The following is a 20,079-nucleotide window of genomic DNA, read 5'->3' on the forward strand; positions in this document are numbered from 1 at the left end:
TAGGGTTAGGTAATAGAGGTTCTTATTAGATACCCCCTATTATTTAACCCTATCTTTATGCACTATATGAAGCGACTATTCAGTTATATTTATCCTGTCACCAAAACTATTGATTCCAAATACAGTGGAACACTAGAAATCACTTGGTTTAACGGTAAAAAGCACCTTAATTCTGAAAACGCTAATTATAGCTATGGTTCCCTACAACGTATTTTAAAATTCGGACTTACCAAAGTTGACTTAGACACTATCAATTCAGTATTAGTCTTAGGAATGGGCGGCGGAAGTGTCATTGAAACCCTTCGGAAGGATTTTAATTTCAACAAACCTATTGAAGCTGTTGAAATTGACCCTGTTGTTATTGAAATTGCTAAAACTGAATTCGATATCACCGAAGACGAACATTTAAAAATACATTGTATTGACGCATCGGAATTTGTTAAAACGAATACTAAACCCTTCGATTTAATCATTGTAGATCTTTATATCGACCTAACGGTTCCTACTCAATTTTTAAGTACAGCGTTTTGGGATCTTGTATTAAAATCAAAATCTACAAAAGGAACAATAATTTTCAATGCTTCAGTTAAACATTCCAATCACGAAAAAATTAATACTTTAGTTAATTATCTAAAGACAAAGGTCTTTAAGGTTCTGGTTCACGAGAATGTGAATAAAACCAATACCATAGTCATTGCCAGTGGTTTATAATCATATTTATTAGTATATTGTCTAGACTTAAGTTTAGATTATGCGAAAGAAATGTCCAGAGTGTGGTGATGTAATAGTTGGCAGAATCGATAAGAAATATTGTAGCGATGGTTGTAGGAACGCCTATAACAATCGCCTTAACAAAGATTCTAAAAACTTCATCAGAAACACCAATAATCGTTTAAGGAAGAATTACCGAATTTTAGAAGCGCTCAATCCTAATAAAAAGATGAAATGCTCTAGAGCAAAGCTAATTGAAAAGGGATTCGACTTTAATTATTTCACAAGTATTTATACCACTAAAGCAGGTACGGTATACTACTTCGTGTATGACCATGGGTATTTACCCTTGGAAGGAGAGTATTATGCTTTGGTGAAGCGAGACGATTAAGCGCCACCTTTTGTAGTGCTATTCCAGTTTTCACCCTTTAGTTGAAGCGCTGCCACTAAAATATCTTTTTGACTAATTTGACCCGCTAGTTTTCCATCGACTATTATAGGAAAGCGACGTCTTTTTGATTGTAAAAACTTATTAGCAGCGTCAAAGACATCCATTTCACCATCAATAGTTTCAACATCTTTTATCATCCGTTTTCCAACATTGTCCTGCTGTAAAGGCATATTATAATACCTACTTTCACTTAAGTGTTTTAAGCAATCGCCTTCAGAAATAATACCTACCAATTCATTATTATCATTTACTACCGGACCACCTGAAATTCTGAACTTTATTAAAGCCTCTACAACCTCCTGTACGGACTGTTCTGGTTTGAAGGTTATTAATTTAGTAGACATATAGTCTTTCACTTTTAATGCTGTAGTTTCTGCGGTTCCTTGCTGCCTTCGAGAGCCTTGAAAATTTTTTATTGCCATAATTATTTAATTTAGAGTGCCTTTTAAAGTTACTGAAAATTAATCAGTTATCATTAAAAAATCGACATAGCGTTAATAAGTTGTATTTTTAACCTTTAATTTTAACCGTTTAACTTGAAAACACAAATTAGCATTATTGGCTGTGGTTGGTTAGGCCTACCACTAGCTAAAAACTTAATAAATGAAGAGTATATTGTCAAGGGCTCTACCACCTCATCAAATAAATTAGAAGTCTTAATAAGTCATAATATCCAACCTTTTCTAGTGTCGTTAGAAGAATCAGGAATAAGTGGAAATTATTCTGAATTTCTTAAAGGCAGTTCTATTCTAATTATAAATATACCGCCAGGATTAAGAAAAAACCCGAATAAAAATCATGTTAAAGAGATTAAACATCTTATCAAAGCTGCTGAACAGCAATCTATCGAAAAAGTACTTTATATAAGTTCTACTTCGGTGTTTGAAGATGAAGCTCATTTTCCAATTATTACAGCTGAAACTCCTCCTAATGCCACATCAAACAGCTCCAAACAACTTATTGATATTGAAGCCCTGCTTCAGACTACTCCTAATTTCAAAACTACAATTCTACGTTTTGGAGGATTGATAGGCGACGATCGTCATCCTGCGAAATATCTGGCAGGAAGAACCGGGGTTTCTAATCCAAAAGCACCTATAAATTTAATACACCAATCCGATTGTATTTCTATAATAACTTCAATTGTTAAAAAGAATCATTGGGGTACCGTTTTCAATGCGGCTTTTCCCTTTCATCCTAATAAATCCGACTACTACATTTCCTATTGTAATCAAAAGAATTTAGCAGCTCCAAAATTTAATACTTCAGAAGAAAGTAAAGGAAAGCTAGTTGATAGTTCTAAATTGGTACAGCTTTTGAACTATAGCTTTAAGGTAAGACCTTAGAAATTATTAGTTTTTTAAGACCAATTCCTATTAATTTTTATAGATTTAGCCCAATTAATTAAAACAAAATACAACACATGAAGAAGATTACAATTATTCCAATTACTATTGGAATCATGCTATTCTCAGTAAATATGTTTGCACAAAGTAATGCAGAATTGAAAAAACATTACGAAGCATACTATAAGCAAATGAAAGCACAAGGAGATATTCAAGGTATTATTAACGCTATGACTCATCTTGAAGTTATTGAGCCTTCTGTTGCTAGAAAAGACACTTTAGCATACATCTATGTTTCTGAGGGGAAATATATGCAAGCCTTAAATACCATTGGTGTAGAAAAAAACGTTTCCGATTCTGATTTAAATGTGCAAGTGAAAGCTTCAGCATTAAAGGAACTTAATCAACCAAAAATGGCCTTAGAGCACTTCGAGGTTTTATATAAGCGTAATCCTAATGTATATTTAGCTTACGAAATGGCAGATATGAAAATTCAAGTGAATGATTTAGCAGGTGCTAAGGAAAACATAGACTATGCGATGGCAAATGTTAAGGATGATATGAAGCGTGCGTTTTACGATCAACAACAGCCTTATGAAACGTCTATGAAAGCAGCTTTAAAATATTTAAAAGCACTATTAAAATTCTCTGAAAATAAGACTGAAAATATTGATTCTGCCCTAGCGCTTTTAAACGAAGCTTTAGCTATTGATTCTAATTTCAATTTAGCAAAAGTAAGTCGTGAAGCCTTAGAAGCTCAAAAAGCACAACAAGCTAAAAATGCTGCAGCTTCAAAAAACTAATTTCTTATAGTAGTATTATAAAAAAGGCAGCTCAATGAGCTGCCTTTTTTATTACATTATGTTGCAATTGAATTACCAGATTCTAACACGTTTTTCTGGTTCCAAGTACATAGCATCACCTTCCTTGATATCAAAGGCCTCGTAAAAAGCATCGATGTTTTTCAATGGCTGAGTGGCTCTATAAATTCCAGGCGAATGCGGATCTGTTTTAATTTGAGTTTCTAAAGCATCAGGTCGGCTTAGTGTTCGCCATACGGTTGCCCAAGACATAAAGAAACGTTGCTCAGGTGTAAACCCGTCGATATCTTCAGGTCTTCCATTTTCTTCAAAATACAATTGTAATCCGTCGTAAGCTCCTAATAAACCACCTAGATCACCTATGTTTTCTCCCAGTGTATTGCGACCATCGATATATAAACTGTCTGCAACTTGAATAGCGGAATACTGTTCAACAAGTTGGTCTCCTCTTTTCTTAAATTCGGCCAAATCTTCAGCCGTCCACCAATTTACTAAGTTACCATCACTATCAAACTGAGAGCCTTGATCGTCAAAAGCATGTGAAATTTCATGACCTATAACAGCACCTATTCCTCCATAATTAACGGCTTCATCTGCAGTATAGTTATAAAAAGGTGGTTGTAATATTGCCGCAGGGAAAACAATTTCGTTATTCATTGGATTAAAATAAGCATTCACCATTTGTGGTGGCATTCCCCATTCTTTTTTGTTAACAGGCTGCCCTAAATCTTCCAAGGACTTTTTCATACTCCAATCTGTAAATGCTAACATATTTTCAGCATAGCTATTCCCTTCTTCGATAGCTAATTTCGAATAATCTTTCCACTCATCCGGATAAGCAATTTTAACGGTGAATTTGTCCAGTTTTTTGATGGCTTCTTGCTTCGTTTCAGGAGTCATCCATTCCAGGTTCTCTATTCTACCTTTAAATGCTGTGATGACATACGCTATCATTTTTTCAGCCTTTTCTTTTGCTTCTGGCGGAAATTTAGCATCAACATATAGTTTCCCTATAGCTTCTCCTACACGTCCTGTAACATTATCCATTGCACGATCTTCAGCAGGTTTTTGCTTTTCAGTACCTCTTAAAGTTTTACTATAGAATTCCCAACTAGCAGTTTCAATTTCTGTTGATAAGGCTGAAGCGGCATTATTTAAAGTACTCCATTTCATAACTGTCTTAATATCTTCAATTGGTGTAGATTTTAAGATGTTTTGAAGCTCTTTCATATATTTTAATTCGACAACATAAACTGTATCTAATTCTTGTTCAACCCCAATATCTGAAATAAACTTAGTCCAGTTTACCGCTGGTGTCAGCTGAGATAATTCTTTTAGCGTTCTTGGGTTATTGATGTTTTTAAAATCTCTTCGCTCCGCTTTATTTAATTGAGGTTCGGCGAGTTTGGTTTCAAGAGCTAAAATCATTTCAGCAGCTTTCTTAGCATCTGCTTCATTATAATCTATAAACTGCATCATTTTAGTCATATGATCTACATATTGCTGACGACGCTCTTTAGATTTTTCGTCTTGAAGCACATAATAATCACGATCAGGTAAGCCTAGTCTACCTTGAGTGATATACGGCGCATTCATACTACTATCATTGAAATCTGGAAACACTCGAAAACCAAAAAATGGCGCTGCAACTCCTGTCTTAGTGGCATAAACAGTTTGCATATCATTTAGATTCTTAATGCCTTCAATCTCATCTAAGAATGGTTGTAAAGGCTTAATGCCTAATTCGTTTCTTGTAACCGTATCTAATTCCGATTCAAAAAATAGTAAGGCTTTTTTTTGATCTGAACCTTCTTTATAAGTTCCTAATTCTTTTGATGTTTTAACGATATCCAACACTTCATTTCGAGTTGACTTTCGCAAAACATTAAATCCACCCCAACCCGATTCATCCTCTGGGATTGTAGTGTTCTTCATCCAATTACCATTTACGTAATTGTAAAAATCATCTTTCGGATTCACTAAAGTATCCATATTCTCTAGAACAATTCCAGGAATTTTTTCTTCGACCATCATAGTATCTTTCTTCGTTTCTTCTTTACAAGACAAAACGGTAAATAAGCTTAAAACCGAAAGCACTACGACTTGGTTCAAATTGATTTTCATAAGGTTATATTATTTAAGTTAATTAAAGGTACTGACTTATATGTCTTTAGAATAATATTATAGTTACAACTTACTGAAACTAAAATTTCTGATTTGGTAATTATTCGGGTTGAATCTTATCGAACATATCACGTTCTAATTTCTTATTAATTTGATAATTCAAATTGGCAAAAGACACTAATACCTCTTTGATTCCAAACAATTTATCTTTCCTTTTAATATTGTCTAAGGTTAAATTTTCATTCAACTTTAAGAGTGCCGTTTCAATAATTGCAACTCTCGAAATAATAGGATTTGTTTTTAAATTCTCTGGCAATCCTGCTTTAAACCCATCAATAAACTTGGTTAACAGCTCTATATCACCATTAAAAAATGAGAAGTCAGCCTTCTTCAAATAACTGATTTGGGTATCTAATTCTCTATACTTCTCCCATGTGGATACAACGTCCTCCGCTTCACTACTTAATACGTAATCTGTATATTTTAAATCTTCAATAGTTTTAGCTGTAATTCTTGAATGTCCTTCCGATTGCTCTTGATTTTCAACTTTTATTTCGGATTTTGGGTCATCGCCGCAACATAATAATACGGCACCACATAGAAATAATACTAGAAATTTAATCTTCATAAAGGCTATTGTTTTAAACGGTAAAGATACTAAACTATCTATTTCAGGGATTTAGTGCCGTAACTAAAAAATTAACAAGTGTGTTTCACAAAAAAAAGACATTTATTTATAAAAATATTAATATTGAAACGCCTTAATTCTTATTACTTTTGGCGTAAATTTAATAGAAATACATGTCTTCAAAAATACTAGTCATTGGTGCCTGTGGGCAAATTGGAACGGAACTAACCACAAAGTTAAGAGAGTTACACGGAACAGATAACGTTATTGCTAGCGATATAAATACCAGAAATTTAGAATTAGTTAACGCTGGACCATTCGAAATCCTAGATGCTAAAAACTTTAACGCAATAAAGGATTGTTGTGTCAATCACGAGATAGATACTATTTATTTAATGGCAGCCTTATTAAGTGCTACAGGAGAAAAATATCCAATGGAAGCTTGGGATTTAAATATGAATTCACTTTTTCATGTTTTAAACTTGGCAAAAACAGGTCAAATTAAAAAGGTTTTCTGGCCAAGCAGTATTGCTGTTTTTGGACCAACAACACCAAGAGAAAACACGCCACAACATACCATTTGTGAACCAACCACGGTTTACGGTATCACGAAACAAGTTGGCGAGCGTTGGTGTGAATATTACCATGAAAAATATGGTGTAGATGTAAGAAGTATTCGTTATCCAGGAATTATTAGCCATAAAGCCATGCCAGGTGGTGGAACAACTGATTATGCTGTAGAAATCTATCATGAAGCCATAAAAGAAGGGAAATACGAGTGTTTCTTATCTGAGGACACGAGTTTACCTATGATGTTTATGGATGATGCTATTAAAGCTACAACAGATCTTATGGCGGCTCCATCAGAGAGCATAAGTATTAGATCTTCTTATAACTTATCGGCTATTAGTTTTACTCCGAAAGATATTTTTGAAAGTATTAAAGCTGAAATGCCAGAATTTACCATTACTTATCAACCAGATTTTAGACAAGCGATTGCAGATAGTTGGCCTTCGTCTATTGATGATAGCGTGGCAAGAAAAGATTGGAATTGGTCACATGATTTTGATCTTGATACGATGACTAAAGAAATGTTAAGTCAGTTGAAGAAGAAATATACCGCTTAGCTTGGATTATAGTTATAATTGTCCATTAATGCTTATCTTATTAAACTCATATAAGCATTAATGGATTCAATATTAAAAAAGAAGGAGTTCCTCATTTCTCTTTTTTCATTTATTCTCCTAAATCTCATTGTTCTATTTTTATGGAACAGGTCAATCAAGGAACAAAAATTAGCACTTGAACATCAAGTTAATAATTCCGGGAAACTATTAACTACTAAGTTTAGCTCCATCATTAATCGTGATATCCAACGATTAGAAAATCTCAAGCAGCGACTCCAAATTACTGACGGTGAATATTTCAACTATTGGGAACATGATGCCCAAATCATATTAGAACAAAATCCGTCCTTCAAGTTTCTTGAATGGATAGACAGTTCTATGGTCATAAGAAAAATAAATCCGCTTAAAGGGAACGAAGCCGTAATAGGCTTAGACATATCGACCGTAGAGTATCGTAGAGATGAATGGATACGACATATCAAAGACAGCTCAACTAATATTACTCAATGGGCCGACCTAAAACAAGGAGGTAAATCTTTTTTAGTGGATGTTCCGGTCTATTTTAAAAACAGATTTCAAGGGACAATTACAGCTGGAATGGATTTTAAAAAAAATTTAGATAGTTTCGCTGTTGGCTTACCCGACTATGGAATTGTTATGCGGGACGAAAAAGGCTCGATCTTTTATACACACAATTCCGTTTTAAGCGATTCTTTAGACTTCGTGTATACGCATAAGTTTTCTATAGATGAATTAGATCAACAGAATTGGTCAATGAAAATTACCCCTGCATCTTCTACCTTTTTAATGGATAAGAGTAAGGCAATTTCCAACATGCTTTACTTCGGAGTATTAATTTCATCACTGCTGAGTCTTATCATCTATTTCTATTTAAGAGCAAAAACAGAATCTGCTTTAGTCTTGAAAGTAAATGAAGATTTAAAAATCATTAATAAAAAATTAGATAAAGCAAGAAGCAAAGCCGAGAAAGCTTCGAAAGCCAAAACAGAGTTTTTATCTAATATGAGTCATGAGATAAGGACACCATTGAATGCTATTTTAGGCTTTATTGAAGTGCTTAAGCATTCTAAAAACAAAGATGCTGATAAAACCTTTTTAGACCTAATGGATAAATCTTCACAAACCTTAATGGGTTTAGTGGATGATGTATTAGAAATAGATAAAATTGAAGCTGGTGATATAAAAATAAAAAAAGTACCCTTCTCTCCATCACAAGAATTGGCTGAAATTATAAAGGATTTTAGTTTTGAGTTTGAAGAAAAAGATATCGTTTTGGATTTAGATTTTGTCTCTAACTCCGGAACAACAGTACTAGGCGATAAAGAGCGTTACAGCCAAATTCTTATACACTTACTAAAAAATGCCTTAAAATTCACCTCTACAGGTGGTGCTTATGTTTCATATCAAGAATCTTTTACTAGCGAAAGACTTATTGTATCCATTAGTATTAAGGATACAGGAATAGGTATTCCTAAACATCGCTTAACTAAAATTTTCAAACGATTTACTCAAGCTGATTACGGTTTAAAGAAAAAACATGAAGGAAGTGGTTTAGGACTTACCATTTGCGATAAGCTCGCAAAACTAATGGGCGGTAAAATTTCTGTGAAAAGTGAGGTCAATAAAGGAAGTGTATTTACTATCGAAATACCTTTTCAGGTACTAGACGATAATAAGAGTAAAAAATTAGACCTAGCCCCTGTCATCAAGGAAAGTCTAAACGTATTAATTGTTGACGATAATAAAGTCAACATTTTGGTCCTAGCTAAAATATTAGAGCAATTGGGTATTAAAACTGAACAGGCCGAGAATGGTATTGTTGCATTGGATAAAATAAAACAAAAAGAATTTCAAGTTGTCATTATGGATATTTACATGCCTTTAATGAATGGTTTTGAAACCACTAAAGCCATCAGAAGTACTGATAAAGATATTTTAATTTTCGGCTTATCAGCAAATATCACTCAGCAAGCCAAGGACGAATCCTTACTCGTAGGCATGAACGATTTCCTCTGTAAACCTTTATCTAAAGAGAAACTTCAATCTACATTATCAAAATATTTCTCCTTACAGTAAACTCTTTTTTCAACGGTTTAATTACTGTACGATTGACACACAATACTCCAAGAAAGGTTTGAAATTCGGAAAGATAGTAAGGAGATACAAGGCAGCAGAGCCTATAACAACTCCAGAAATAATCTTAAACACCTCCCAACCAAATCTTTTATAAATAGCAAACGAATAAATCAAAGCGGGAACCAGCACACACAAATACACCGAAGCATTGATATAGTTTGAATTAAATACATCGGCATAACTATTTAAGAATACCACAGCATAGTCAAACCAAACTACAGAATAGTCTTCTATTCCTGGAATTAAAAAAAATAGAAAGGTTAATGGAAGTATCAAATATTTGTACTTCGATTTAAAAACAAACAGGAGTAACGAAGCAGGAAACAGGACAAAATAACAATAGATATTCACGGCTTTATAACTAAAGCCAATTACGATAGCCATAGCATATAATAGACCCATCACAATCATAAATATTTGGGTGAATAGAGAATCGGCATGGTTAATAAAGTACTGTAAATCCATATAAAATATTTGACGTTAAAATTAATTTAGATAGATATCGAGATGAATTCATAAAAACTTAGCAAAAGGAGATTTCCTTATAGATGATAGAACAGCAAATGGAGCCGGTAACTTTACAGGTAAACATATTCACTTCGCTGCAGAAGGAAAAGGTTTCCCCGACTGGAAAGCTGTAATTGCTTATATGAAAAACCTAGCTCACTAGTTCACTTTAAAGAATTCAAAATAAAATATGAAGGTAAGCCTTAAAAATATTGAAAACTTAATTATAAAGAAGAAAAGCGAATCAACGCTTGCAACTATACTAATGGAATATGCCGCCTTAAGTCAAAAACTTGCAACCGCAGATAGTCAATCTTGGTATTTTAAGCAAGCACAGGAAGCAAACCATCAAAAACTTGAATCATTGATGGCTAGCTATGAAGACATCAAAAGTTTATTTAATAATACTTCAATAGATTATTTCATCCATAAAATTAATGTAAACAATTCTCACATCGCCAATTTTAAAGAAAAGGGCATAAATTTCATAGCCAAATTGACCTGTACTTCATTAAGGGAAGAAAATGAATTTTTCACAGAACTGATTCGTCTTAAAGCAAAATAAAATCTCTAATGCCAATAGCGTATTACTTACAAAACCCAGAAAAATCATTGAAACTTATAAATTAAAAGTCAACCTGTTTCTGACAATCAGGATGTGATAGAAGATCATAAAATTTGATGGGCTTATATAATGTTAGACAGTATTAAGAGTTACTTTCATTTATCATTTCTTCACAAAACTTAATGGCTTTTTGGCATTGATCAATAGTAAACATTCCAAAATGCGTGTGTTCAATTGGCAATTCCATTTTGTCTGAAAGCCATTGGTAAGCCTCTTGTTGATTTTTGAAATGGATTTTATTTTTCAATAAAGGGTCAAATGCACGATGTCCTTTATTTTTCCATCTTCTTAAATCAGTATCTGCGATTCTCCCAAGCGAGGTTTCATTATCTTTATAAGTCCCGACATAATGATTCGGATTATTTATACATTGGTAAAACATTTTATCCAAATAGTAAGGCCTAGGCGTTTCATTTATTTTATGAGGATAAACATTTTCACCCTTAACTAATTTACTTTCGCATTCACAGTAAGGGCATATTTTTCCGTTTATAATTTCTAAATAGGTATAACTCATAAAGCAAGTGTTATTTTAATAAAAGTCGACACATTACAACACTTCATACTTGATTTATCTTGACAAAATACTTCAGTTTTTCTTTATCTATAGGACGAGGTAAAAATTCTGATTCAGCATAGCCTCCGAAATAGGCTTTTATTTTGACACCATTATTAGTTATCCAAATCATGGTCCTACCCTCTCTAGAATCTTTAACAAATGCACCAGATCCATCACTTTTATATCCCATTTTTTTAATGGTTCTTTTTGCTAACTCATACTCTGTGAGTTCTTTGGTACTAAAGAGGTTTTTTAGAAATTTTAAAAAGCGCATAATTATAAAATATATTGAATGTTGAAAAACACCTTAACTATTGAATTTCTGTCGTGGTAAAATCAGCTTTTACTTCATCAACTCTATTTGAAATTTTGTGGCATTAAATGCCATTTTTAAGCCTCTTAAGTTTTTTTGAGATGCATTTGCATCAAATAAGTCATTCAAATACTTAACTTGCCTATCTGCACTTTCGGTATTTCTCTGAAATATTTGATACTTTAACAGTATTAGATTGGCCATTATAGCGTCACTAACATTTAAACCTTCTACTTTTAAAATCTCTCTAAGCGTATCTTCTATTTCGGAATCGTTTTCTCTTATTTCATCTAATAAATAGGCGTTTGCTAAGTCCGATTTACTCATTATAGAATAGTCATTTTGATCTGACATATCCTTTCTATACGTCATTTTATCTCCATTTAAAAAATACCATCTTGTATACGAATCGTTTTTAATCTTTATGTCATCTTCAAACAGCCTTTTTTTTGTGCTCCAATTTGTAAAGGCAATTAAAAGTTCTGTACCGTCTTCTTTTTTTAATATGGATACTTTAATCTTATAGTTTTTATCATCAGGTTTAACAATTTCAATATTCAATGGGTGTTCTGGTGAAACATATTTTTTTATAGCACCCAATACATAAGATACATCCTTTGGACTAGCCTCTGGAAATAAATTCTCTCTTAAGAACAAATCGATATACAAATAATGAGTTAAGTAGAAATCGTCCATTTGTAAATAATTAGATGCCTTCAAATCATCTGAGTAGATTTTAATTTTATCCGATTGAGCGTTTCCGATACTTGTGAATAAGATTAGTAAGGTAATTATAGATACAGCTTTTTTCATTCTAAATTATTGTTGGATATTACAGAAAGACTTTGTGATTCTGCTTCTTGTCAGATTAGCTTCACGTTTGAGCAATTAACTTAATAAGAATAACATAAACTTCAGAAGTTCTCCTTGATTTATTTATGCTAAAAAATTAATTAGAGACTTTGGTATAAGCAGATTTTGTAATGTATCCTAGCTCTACTAATTCCCCCTCACTTACAATTTCTTTTAGGTAGCCATTCTTTAAAAAATAATTACTATCTGCTAAATTTAGAACATTTTCATAGTCATGATCAGTAATAATAAAGCCTTTAGATGATTTCATTTCGAGAATATAGGTCATGATATATTTTTTAAAAATAGGACTGACTCCGTTGAAAGGCTCATCTAATAAAATAAACTTCGCATTAGAATGAATAACTAGCAATATTTCAACTATCCTTTTTTGACCTGTAGATAATTCTTTGTTTTCCCTATTTAAAAGTGGTTTAACATGTTCATTTTCTAGTAGAACTGTTCTACTCTGTTTTGGCAAAAACAGATTTATTAAAGTTTTAATTTTTACGCCATTGGGAAGAAAATTGTCTTGAGGTAAATAGTTAATAAGGCGTCTACCCTCTGATAAATTTTCAACTATTTTATTATCGACTTTCACATACTTAAAATCGGCTTGTTCTACACCAAAAACTATTTTTAAAAGCGTCGATTTACCGGAGCCATTTCTTCCTATTAATCCTTTAATCTCTCCTGTTTTACATGTGAGAAAGACATCACTTAAAATCACTTTATTATTATATGATTTTGATAAACTATCTATATGTAATTCACTCATACTAATGATAAAACTATTAGATTAATAAGGGCAATTACAATAGTAGACAGCCATAACCTATACTTATCCAAGCCTAAATTGTAGTAATAATAATACTGGCTTTTATTCATTATTTCATAAACTAATAGATGAACAAAAGGAGAAACTAACAGAAAAAACACACCAAATATTGTTGGAGTTGCACTTATCAGTACGGTTAGAAGGAGAGCTATAAAATAAGATATAAAGAAAATTTTACTTTGAAAAAGTAATATGTTTTTAAGTATCCTCAATTAATTTGTTTTACTGATGCGTTTATAGAAACAGGCCATTAATACATTAAATGTTGTTTTGATTTATTGCGCCATCCTGCCTGATTTTGATAATCTACAAAGTATATTTTTAAATCCGCTTGATTCTGATAATCTACGTCATAAATTTTCTTGTCGGCTTGATTGGCATATTTTGTAAAAAACCATTTCCCATTATTTTTTCCTGCGAGATTAGCATAATCGACTTTATATACTTTTAAATCGGCCTGAATTTCATAATCAACCACAAACACTTTCACATCGGCTTGATTAGCATATTGAACCGAAAACACTTTTTGTGCAGAACAAGTTAGTCCAAAGCACAAAGCAAACAATAAGCTGATTTGAATTTTCATTTTGTAAGATTTAAAATATGAATTTAAAGATACGCAAATTGAATTTATTCTATTTCCCAGAAAAATTTCAAATTGAATGGTGCATTCAGTATTCTTAGGATGATGTTCTTATATGCTCTTCCAATCAGAGCTTATTCAATAATAAAACATTGATCATTTCGGACATTATAAGGTCTAAAGATTACGAATAATAGCTGACATTTGGGTGCTCTGTATATTATTACAAACCACTATACCTATTAAAATGCTAGCGTTAGTTAGATCTGTTGAGTGCATTAGGGTTTTTATAGAATGATTAAAATTTCTAAGGCTAACCCAATGACTACGAATTCTTCATCTTAGTCCACAATTTAAAAATAGAATAGTATTTTAGTGCTGATGAAAGTTATATTCTTTATAATTTGCTATTTATCAATAGGTTTTATTCAGGTCTTTGGACAAATTATCGCTGATTCAATCCCTCTTCATGTTGATTTAGCTGGCAATCCACATGTAAATGTTTTACAAACGGAAAGAGAAGCGTCTTTTGAAGAGATAAAACAACAGTCAACTTGGAAACCTTACAAGACAAAATATAGAGCAACTACAGACACCTCGCTATGGCTCCAATTTATAATTGAAAATCATTCGAATGAAAGTGTCCCTATTTATCTTCATAGCCTATATGATTTTACAACTGTCTATAGAAAAAAAGGACCAGATTTTGAAAAACTAACTAATGGTGTTTTTGTACCCTTACTTGAAAGATCAAATACAGTAAACACTTCTTTTATAAGACTAAATTTTGCACCTTATCAAAATTCGCGACTATATATAAGACTTGACAGTGAGAACCTGAAACCTAAGGGTCCACCAATTATTTATTCTGAATTAGGGTATTGGCAAGCTTATGTTCAAAATTATGAAAAACAAACTAGTAGTATAGGTTTCATCTATTTTTACATTATTTCACTAATCACAATTTCAATATTCGCACTCATATTTTGGATACGAATACGTGAAAGACTTTACCTCTATTATTTAGGATATCTCCTTTTCCAACTTATCTACGGATTTCTTGTGCTCGGCAATACTCTTGCGCCTATCGGCAATTTTATGGCGTATAATCCTAGCCTAACATCTGATTTACTTGAACCCATTCAATTTATTTTCATAGGATTTTATGTGTTGTTCATATTACACCTTTTAAAGGTAAACACTTATGACCGATTACTGGCTACAGTCCTCCGATACTTGAGTTTAATATGTTTTCTATATGCAATAACAAATTTTGCCGCTAGCTATTATTTTTTGAATGAAAAGTATACTATCCGCATTTTTTATATAGTACGCTATATAATTTTGCCGACCAATTTCATCTTGATATTTTGGATAATTTACAAAGTAAAACACCCTTTATTAATCTATTTTATTATAGGTCAAACCTTCTTTTTTATAGGCGCATTATTGAGCACTTATATAGCCTACTCCGGAATGAGTTTTGTACCAGGGCATATTTTTAATTTCGTTGAAGCTCCAAATATTATCTTCCAGATCGGCTTATTAGCTGAAGTATATTGCTTTTCACTGGCATTGGGAGAAAATATATTTTTACTTCAAAAAGACAAGGCGAAGGCCAGTAACGAACTGATTAAGCAATTACAGGAAAACCACCGATTACAAGAAACTATGAATCGGAAACTCGATGAGAAAGTTCGACAAAAGACAGAGGAGCTTATTCATCTATATTCTGAAATAGAACGTGATAAAACACAAAAAACAAAAGATGATTTTACAAAGAAAATAAGAGAAACCGAAATGATGGCATTACGCTCCCAAATGAATCCGCATTTCATTTTCAATAGCATGAACGCTATAAAAAACTTAATTATGAGCTCTCGGAATGACGATGCTGTAACTTATCTCGACGATTTTGCAAGTCTACTTCGGGAGATATTGCAAAACACTAACCGTAAAAAGATTAGTGTAGAAGAAGAATTGGAAATCTTAGAACTATATCTTTCCATAGAGCGTAGTCGAATTGGTAAAAACTTCAATTATACCATAAAAGTTGATAACACAGAGGTGCTTTCACAATACGAAATCCCCCCTTTGCTATTACAACCAATTGTAGAAAACGCAATTTGGCATGGGCTACACCCAAGCCCAAAGGCTGAGAGGAAATTGACCATTATTTTCGATACTACTAATGATTTAAAAATTATAATTGAAGATAACGGTATTGGCAGAAGAGCAAGTGAAAGGAATAAAAAGCTACATAAGTCGATGGGCACAACAATTGTACAAGAGCGCTTAACATTATATAACTATTTGAATGACCACTCTATTTTCCTTGAGATTTACGATCTCGAGGAAAATAATCAGGCGTTAGGAACACGTATTACCTTAACTTATAAATATTGAACTATGATAAATATAGTAATAATAGACGACGAAGAACATTGTACAAATGTCTTGGGAAATTTGATAAAAAAAGTCCACGCAGATTACAATATTATTGGAATTTTCACAAATCCAATTAGTGGACTAGAATTTATAAAGCACACGCCACCCGATTTATTATTTTTAGATATAGAAATGCCCAACCTCAACGGGTTTAAACTGTTAGACAAAATTCAACCTATAAACTTCGACGTCATTTTCACAACAGCTTATGATCAATATGCGATTAAAGCCTTTCAATATAGCGCTATCAACTACCTCTTAAAACCAATTACAGTAAAAAACATGGTAAAAGCACTGTCTAATTGGGAAAAGCGACGAAATAAAACGAGTTCAGAACAATGGAAAATTTTACAAAAACAATTAGAGAACTCTAGTAAGAATTATTCACAAATTGCGTTGCCCACTGGCAGCGGCTATCAGATTACAGTTATTCAAAATATTGTTAGGTGTCAATCTGATAGTAATTATACCTTTATTTTTTGTAAAGATCAAACCAAGATATTAATCAGTAGAACCTTAAAAGAAATAGAAGAACTTTTACGAAATCATGGATTTGTCAGGGTCCATCAATCACATTTAATAAATCCTCACCACGTAAAAGGTATCTTAAAACAGGATGGCGGCAGCCTAATAATGTATGACGAGGTTGAAATCCCAGTTTCAAGGCAGAAGGCACAGCATATCAATGAAATATTGGAAACCATGATTCGTTTTAAATAATTAAATCACTGACTTGTCATAGTACCATTTAAAATCATGCTAAACGACAACTTTAATAAAACTTAACACAAGGGCCATTCTTCAAGTGTAAGCATTTTAGATATAAGTCAATTATCTTCTAAAATTCACATCCCTAACTTAGACAATAGTATTTTTTAGCCACCAATGGTTTCTTTACCAAATTCTAAGTCAGTCTCTTCAAATTCTAAATTTATCTTGCCAAATTCTTATTTCATCCCGTATTAGCAATGACCTCTGTTACATTTGTAGGAATAAGCGTTCTTTTATCTGACCTTTAAAAATTTTAAAAGGACAATTTCAAATTGATTAATAGTCATTTTAAGCGTTGAATCCCCGTTCAAGACATGAGTTGAAAGCTAAGCACTTTAGACTCTTTATTTAAAAAAAATTAAAATCTCTCGACGATGGTTCAATTTACACAATCTATATTCCAAATATCAGCCTCTATTTTATCCACAGGCCACCTTATAACTACTCCTACTCAAGGTAACTTATATATACATCAAGACGACTTAAACAACTAGTTACAACCACCATTAAAATAACTACGGTGAGGTCCCATTTTAAATATAATGCAATGAATACTCTACTCCTCCTACTCATTATCATTCTGCACTCATTAGCTCGTGCAAATTTTAAAACAACATCAGAGTCATCTGGAGCAGCTACAAGTTAAGTAAGATAAAGAAAAACCGAGCTATACCTTCATTTTTATAGCAAAAAAGAGTCTCCTTCAAAGCCTAAAAATATTTCAAAACTATTTAGACAAAAATAACAAACCTCAAAACAATCAAACCTCATGAAACAACAACGACTAAATTTATTAGGATCTAATATTAGAAATACAGTTCTCTTAGTTATATGCTCCATTTTCTCTACTCAACTTATGGCTCAAACCTTTGAAATGGTGAAAGACATCAACAATGGACAATATGGTAGTAATCCTAGACATTTATATGTTTATAATGGTAAATTATATTTTAAAGCCTATGATAGCGATGGTCTTAATCCATGGGTTAGTGATGGAACGACAGAAGGAACACAGAAGTTAATAAATATAAATTCCATTGGCAGTGGCTCATTCCAATCAACCGTCAATTTTTTTGGTTTCAATGACAAGGTTTACTTTAAGGATGTCACAGCAGAATACGGCACCGAACTTTGGATGACCGACGGCACAACAGAAGGTACAGAATTAATGATGGATATTTCTCCAGGAACTGAAGGTTCTAACCCTTCTGAACTCACAGAAATGAACGGACAATTTTTCTTCCGCGCAGGTGATGGAACACATGGAAGTGAACTATGGGTGAGTGATGGTACAGCTACAGGTACAACAATGGTTAAGGATATTAATCTTGGTCCTGATAGTGCCATACCATATGATCTTACAGAATTTAATGGAAAACTTTACTTTAGAGCAGACAATGGCGTTCATGGAAAAGAATTATGGGTAAGTGACGGAACGAGCTCTGGTACTTATATGTTAAAAGATATTTATCAAGGTGCAGAAGGTAGTGATCCAGCAGAATTTACTGTGGCTAATGGCGAATTATTCTTCGCTGCTGATGACGGGATTCATGGCGAAGAACTTTGGAAGACCGACGGTACGCTTGAAGGTACAGTCTTGGTTAAAGATATTGATGATGACCACATTCCGAATGGCCTTCCAAGAGATAGTGAACCCAGAAACTTTGTGGAATATAATGGAAAACTGTATTTTTCAGCAAATCTAGCTGATGAGGGCAGAGAATTATATGTAAGTGATGGCACCACCCAAGGGACATACCTATTCTTTGATTTTTATTCTGGTATTCGAAATAGTGGCTCCCCATCTTTTTTCCATGAATTTAATGGAAACCTATACTTCCGCGCTACAGATGGCTCCCATGGAAGTGAACTTTGGGTTACTAATGGCACAGTAGAAGGCACTTCTCTTGTAAAGGATTTATATCCAGGACCGCAATCTGGTGGACCTATGGAACTCATGGATTATAACAACGACTTGTATTTTATTGGTTACACTACAGATGATAACTCAATTAATCTTAACAGTCAACTGTGGACAAGTGATGGAACTGAATCAGGAACAACACCTATTTTTCCTGAAGATGCCACTTATACATCAAACTCTGTGGAACGTATGTACAATAAGATAGTAGAATTTAATGGTTCCATTTATTTTAGAGCAAAATATAATGGTTATGGTTTTGAGCTATGGAAGTATACAAGCAATAATCTAGGTATAGAAGATGCGTCTAAACGAAAGGTTACAGCCTATCCCAACCCCGTTAATGATATATTGTACTTCAACACAACTACAGAAACGATTCAAAAAGTAGATCTTTTTACAGTTACCGGTCAAAGATTAAAAACTTGGGAAGATCAATCCGATATTGATATTTCAGAATTTGCTCCTGGAATTTATTTTGTAAAAATCACCACTAATACCCATCATACAGAAATAAAACAGGTTATTAAAAATTAAGCAAAATGAATAATATGAAAAACATCGGTTAACAATAAGTGTTATAGCACTCATGATTATGTCACTATCCTTTTCACAAATTGGCAGAACGTATCCTGACGGACATGGAAATAGGGTGTTTTTTCCATTTAGCGATATTTCTTTTGCAGATGAGGTAGTGAGTTTTAAAGTGGGTAATCCAGCTCCGATAGACGGCGTTGGACCTGAAAATGTTATAGGTATACCTGATTATGATGACGCGAAATCAAACAACTATTGCACCCTTGGGTACGGTGGAGAATTAATCGTGAAGTTTACCGATAACGTTTTATATGACATCGAAGGACCAGATTTATTTATCCTGGAAATCGGGCCATTGACAGAACCTGTTGATGTTTTTATTTCACAAGATAGTGACGATTGGGTTTCTGTAGGCAGAACCGGTGGCGGTTTCTCGTCAATAGATATTGCCGAATATGTTGAGAAAACAGATGTTTTTAGATATGTAAAAGTGATAGATATCAAGGGTAAAAAAAGTGGTAAATGGCCAGGTGCTGATATAGATGCCATTGGCGCCATTGGCTCTAGTGTTAACTTTCAGTTAAACGCTTCAGTTTCTTTTGATACCGGAAAATCCACGCTTAAAGAGACCTCAAAGGAGTTGACCGATATGGCAGAAAAAACTGGGTTTCTTTAGTCCTTGAGTTCAATGACGACTTAACAGAATATAAAGGCAAATGGGGCTATTGTGACACAAAAGCTACTCATACAGGTTGGAACG

Annotated in this window: 20 protein-coding genes; 11 read left to right on the plus strand and 9 right to left on the minus strand. The window is 33.1% G+C overall.

Features of this window, described 5'->3' with window-relative positions; translation table 11 throughout:
• Positions 1-66: 66 nt before the first annotated feature.
• Complete coding sequence (locus DFQ11_RS02970) at positions 67-711, plus strand: spermidine synthase (protein WP_110474120.1); 645 nt, start codon at positions 67-69, stop codon at positions 709-711.
• Positions 712-751: 40 nt separating this feature from the next.
• On the plus strand, positions 752-1,102 hold the full coding sequence (locus DFQ11_RS02975; protein ID WP_110474121.1) for a hypothetical protein: 351 nt from the start codon (positions 752-754) through the stop codon (positions 1,100-1,102).
• Here the strand turns inward: DFQ11_RS02975 and DFQ11_RS02980 are convergent.
• The gene (locus DFQ11_RS02980) at positions 1,099-1,584 is read right to left on the minus strand and encodes a CBS domain-containing protein (protein ID WP_110474122.1); all 486 of its coding nucleotides are present in this window, start codon (positions 1,582-1,584) and stop codon (positions 1,099-1,101) included. The genes DFQ11_RS02975 and DFQ11_RS02980 overlap by 4 nt on opposite strands.
• A gap of 114 nt (positions 1,585-1,698) precedes the next feature.
• On the opposite strand from DFQ11_RS02980, the gene DFQ11_RS02985 reads away from it, so the two are divergent.
• Positions 1,699-2,508, plus strand: coding sequence for a Rossmann-fold NAD(P)-binding domain-containing protein (locus DFQ11_RS02985; RefSeq protein WP_110474123.1), 810 nt, complete (start codon positions 1,699-1,701; stop codon positions 2,506-2,508).
• A 77-nt stretch (positions 2,509-2,585) separates the two neighbouring features.
• Positions 2,586-3,311 carry a hypothetical protein gene (locus tag DFQ11_RS02990; RefSeq protein WP_110474124.1) on the plus strand — a complete coding sequence of 242 codons (726 nt, stop codon included), beginning with the start codon at positions 2,586-2,588 and terminating at the stop codon, positions 3,309-3,311.
• Between the two features lie 72 nt (positions 3,312-3,383).
• Here DFQ11_RS02990 and DFQ11_RS02995 read toward each other — a convergent pair whose 3' ends face one another.
• Positions 3,384-5,453, minus strand: coding sequence for a M13 family metallopeptidase (locus DFQ11_RS02995; protein WP_110474125.1), 2,070 nt, complete (start codon positions 5,451-5,453; stop codon positions 3,384-3,386).
• Between the two features lie 100 nt (positions 5,454-5,553).
• Positions 5,554-6,081, minus strand: a complete 528-nt coding sequence (locus DFQ11_RS03000; protein ID WP_110474126.1) for a hypothetical protein — start codon at positions 6,079-6,081, stop codon at positions 5,554-5,556.
• A 173-nt stretch (positions 6,082-6,254) separates the two neighbouring features.
• On the opposite strand from DFQ11_RS03000, the gene DFQ11_RS03005 reads away from it, so the two are divergent.
• On the plus strand, positions 6,255-7,208 hold the full coding sequence (locus tag DFQ11_RS03005; RefSeq protein ID WP_110474127.1) for an NAD-dependent epimerase/dehydratase family protein: 954 nt from the start codon (positions 6,255-6,257) through the stop codon (positions 7,206-7,208).
• A gap of 60 nt (positions 7,209-7,268) precedes the next feature.
• On the plus strand, positions 7,269-9,305 hold the full coding sequence (locus DFQ11_RS03010; RefSeq protein ID WP_110474128.1) for an ATP-binding protein: 2,037 nt from the start codon (positions 7,269-7,271) through the stop codon (positions 9,303-9,305).
• Between the two features lie 21 nt (positions 9,306-9,326).
• On the opposite strand, the gene DFQ11_RS03015 is transcribed toward DFQ11_RS03010, so the two are convergent.
• On the minus strand, positions 9,327-9,830 hold the full coding sequence (locus DFQ11_RS03015; protein WP_110474129.1) for a hypothetical protein: 504 nt from the start codon (positions 9,828-9,830) through the stop codon (positions 9,327-9,329).
• Positions 9,831-10,062: 232 nt separating this feature from the next.
• Here DFQ11_RS03015 and DFQ11_RS03020 point away from each other — a divergent pair, with 232 nt between their 5' ends.
• Positions 10,063-10,437, plus strand: coding sequence for a hypothetical protein (locus DFQ11_RS03020; RefSeq protein WP_110474130.1), 375 nt, complete (start codon positions 10,063-10,065; stop codon positions 10,435-10,437).
• A 142-nt stretch (positions 10,438-10,579) separates the two neighbouring features.
• Here the strand turns inward: DFQ11_RS03020 and DFQ11_RS03025 are convergent, their stop codons facing one another.
• The 5 genes from DFQ11_RS03025 to DFQ11_RS03045 form a co-directional block, all read right to left on the minus strand.
• A complete protein-coding gene (locus tag DFQ11_RS03025) occupies positions 10,580-11,014 on the minus strand; it encodes a zinc-finger-containing protein (protein WP_110474131.1) in 435 nt (144 codons plus the stop codon).
• 43 nt (positions 11,015-11,057) lie between these two features.
• Positions 11,058-11,330, minus strand: coding sequence for a hypothetical protein (locus tag DFQ11_RS03030; protein ID WP_110474133.1), 273 nt, complete (start codon positions 11,328-11,330; stop codon positions 11,058-11,060).
• Between the two features lie 69 nt (positions 11,331-11,399).
• Positions 11,400-12,182, minus strand: a complete 783-nt coding sequence (locus DFQ11_RS03035; RefSeq protein WP_110474136.1) for a hypothetical protein — start codon at positions 12,180-12,182, stop codon at positions 11,400-11,402.
• Between the two features lie 136 nt (positions 12,183-12,318).
• Positions 12,319-12,999, minus strand: a complete 681-nt coding sequence (locus DFQ11_RS03040; RefSeq protein WP_110474138.1) for an ATP-binding cassette domain-containing protein — start codon at positions 12,997-12,999, stop codon at positions 12,319-12,321.
• A gap of 310 nt (positions 13,000-13,309) precedes the next feature.
• Complete coding sequence (locus tag DFQ11_RS03045; protein ID WP_110474140.1) at positions 13,310-13,645, minus strand: DUF6150 family protein; 336 nt, start codon at positions 13,643-13,645, stop codon at positions 13,310-13,312.
• A gap of 378 nt (positions 13,646-14,023) precedes the next feature.
• Here DFQ11_RS03045 and DFQ11_RS03050 point away from each other — a divergent pair, with 378 nt between their 5' ends.
• The 4 genes from DFQ11_RS03050 (at position 14,024) to DFQ11_RS03065 (ending at position 19,995) form a co-directional block, all read left to right on the plus strand.
• Positions 14,024-16,048: a histidine kinase gene (locus DFQ11_RS03050; RefSeq protein ID WP_110474142.1), complete on the plus strand. Its 2,025-nt coding sequence runs from the start codon at positions 14,024-14,026 to the stop codon at positions 16,046-16,048.
• 3 nt (positions 16,049-16,051) lie between these two features.
• Positions 16,052-16,810 (plus strand): LytR/AlgR family response regulator transcription factor, encoded by a 759-nt coding sequence (locus DFQ11_RS03055; protein WP_110474144.1) that lies wholly within the window; start codon positions 16,052-16,054, stop codon positions 16,808-16,810.
• Positions 16,811-17,630: 820 nt separating this feature from the next.
• On the plus strand, positions 17,631-19,319 hold the full coding sequence (locus DFQ11_RS03060) for an ELWxxDGT repeat protein (protein ID WP_110474146.1): 1,689 nt from the start codon (positions 17,631-17,633) through the stop codon (positions 19,317-19,319).
• Positions 19,320-19,377: 58 nt separating this feature from the next.
• A complete protein-coding gene (locus DFQ11_RS03065) occupies positions 19,378-19,995 on the plus strand; it encodes a hypothetical protein (protein ID WP_110474148.1) in 618 nt (205 codons plus the stop codon).
• The last annotated feature ends 84 nt before the right edge of the window (positions 19,996-20,079 follow it).

This window comes from Winogradskyella epiphytica (genome assembly GCF_003217215.1).
GTDB classification, from domain to species: Bacteria; Bacteroidota; Bacteroidia; order Flavobacteriales; family Flavobacteriaceae; genus Winogradskyella; species Winogradskyella epiphytica.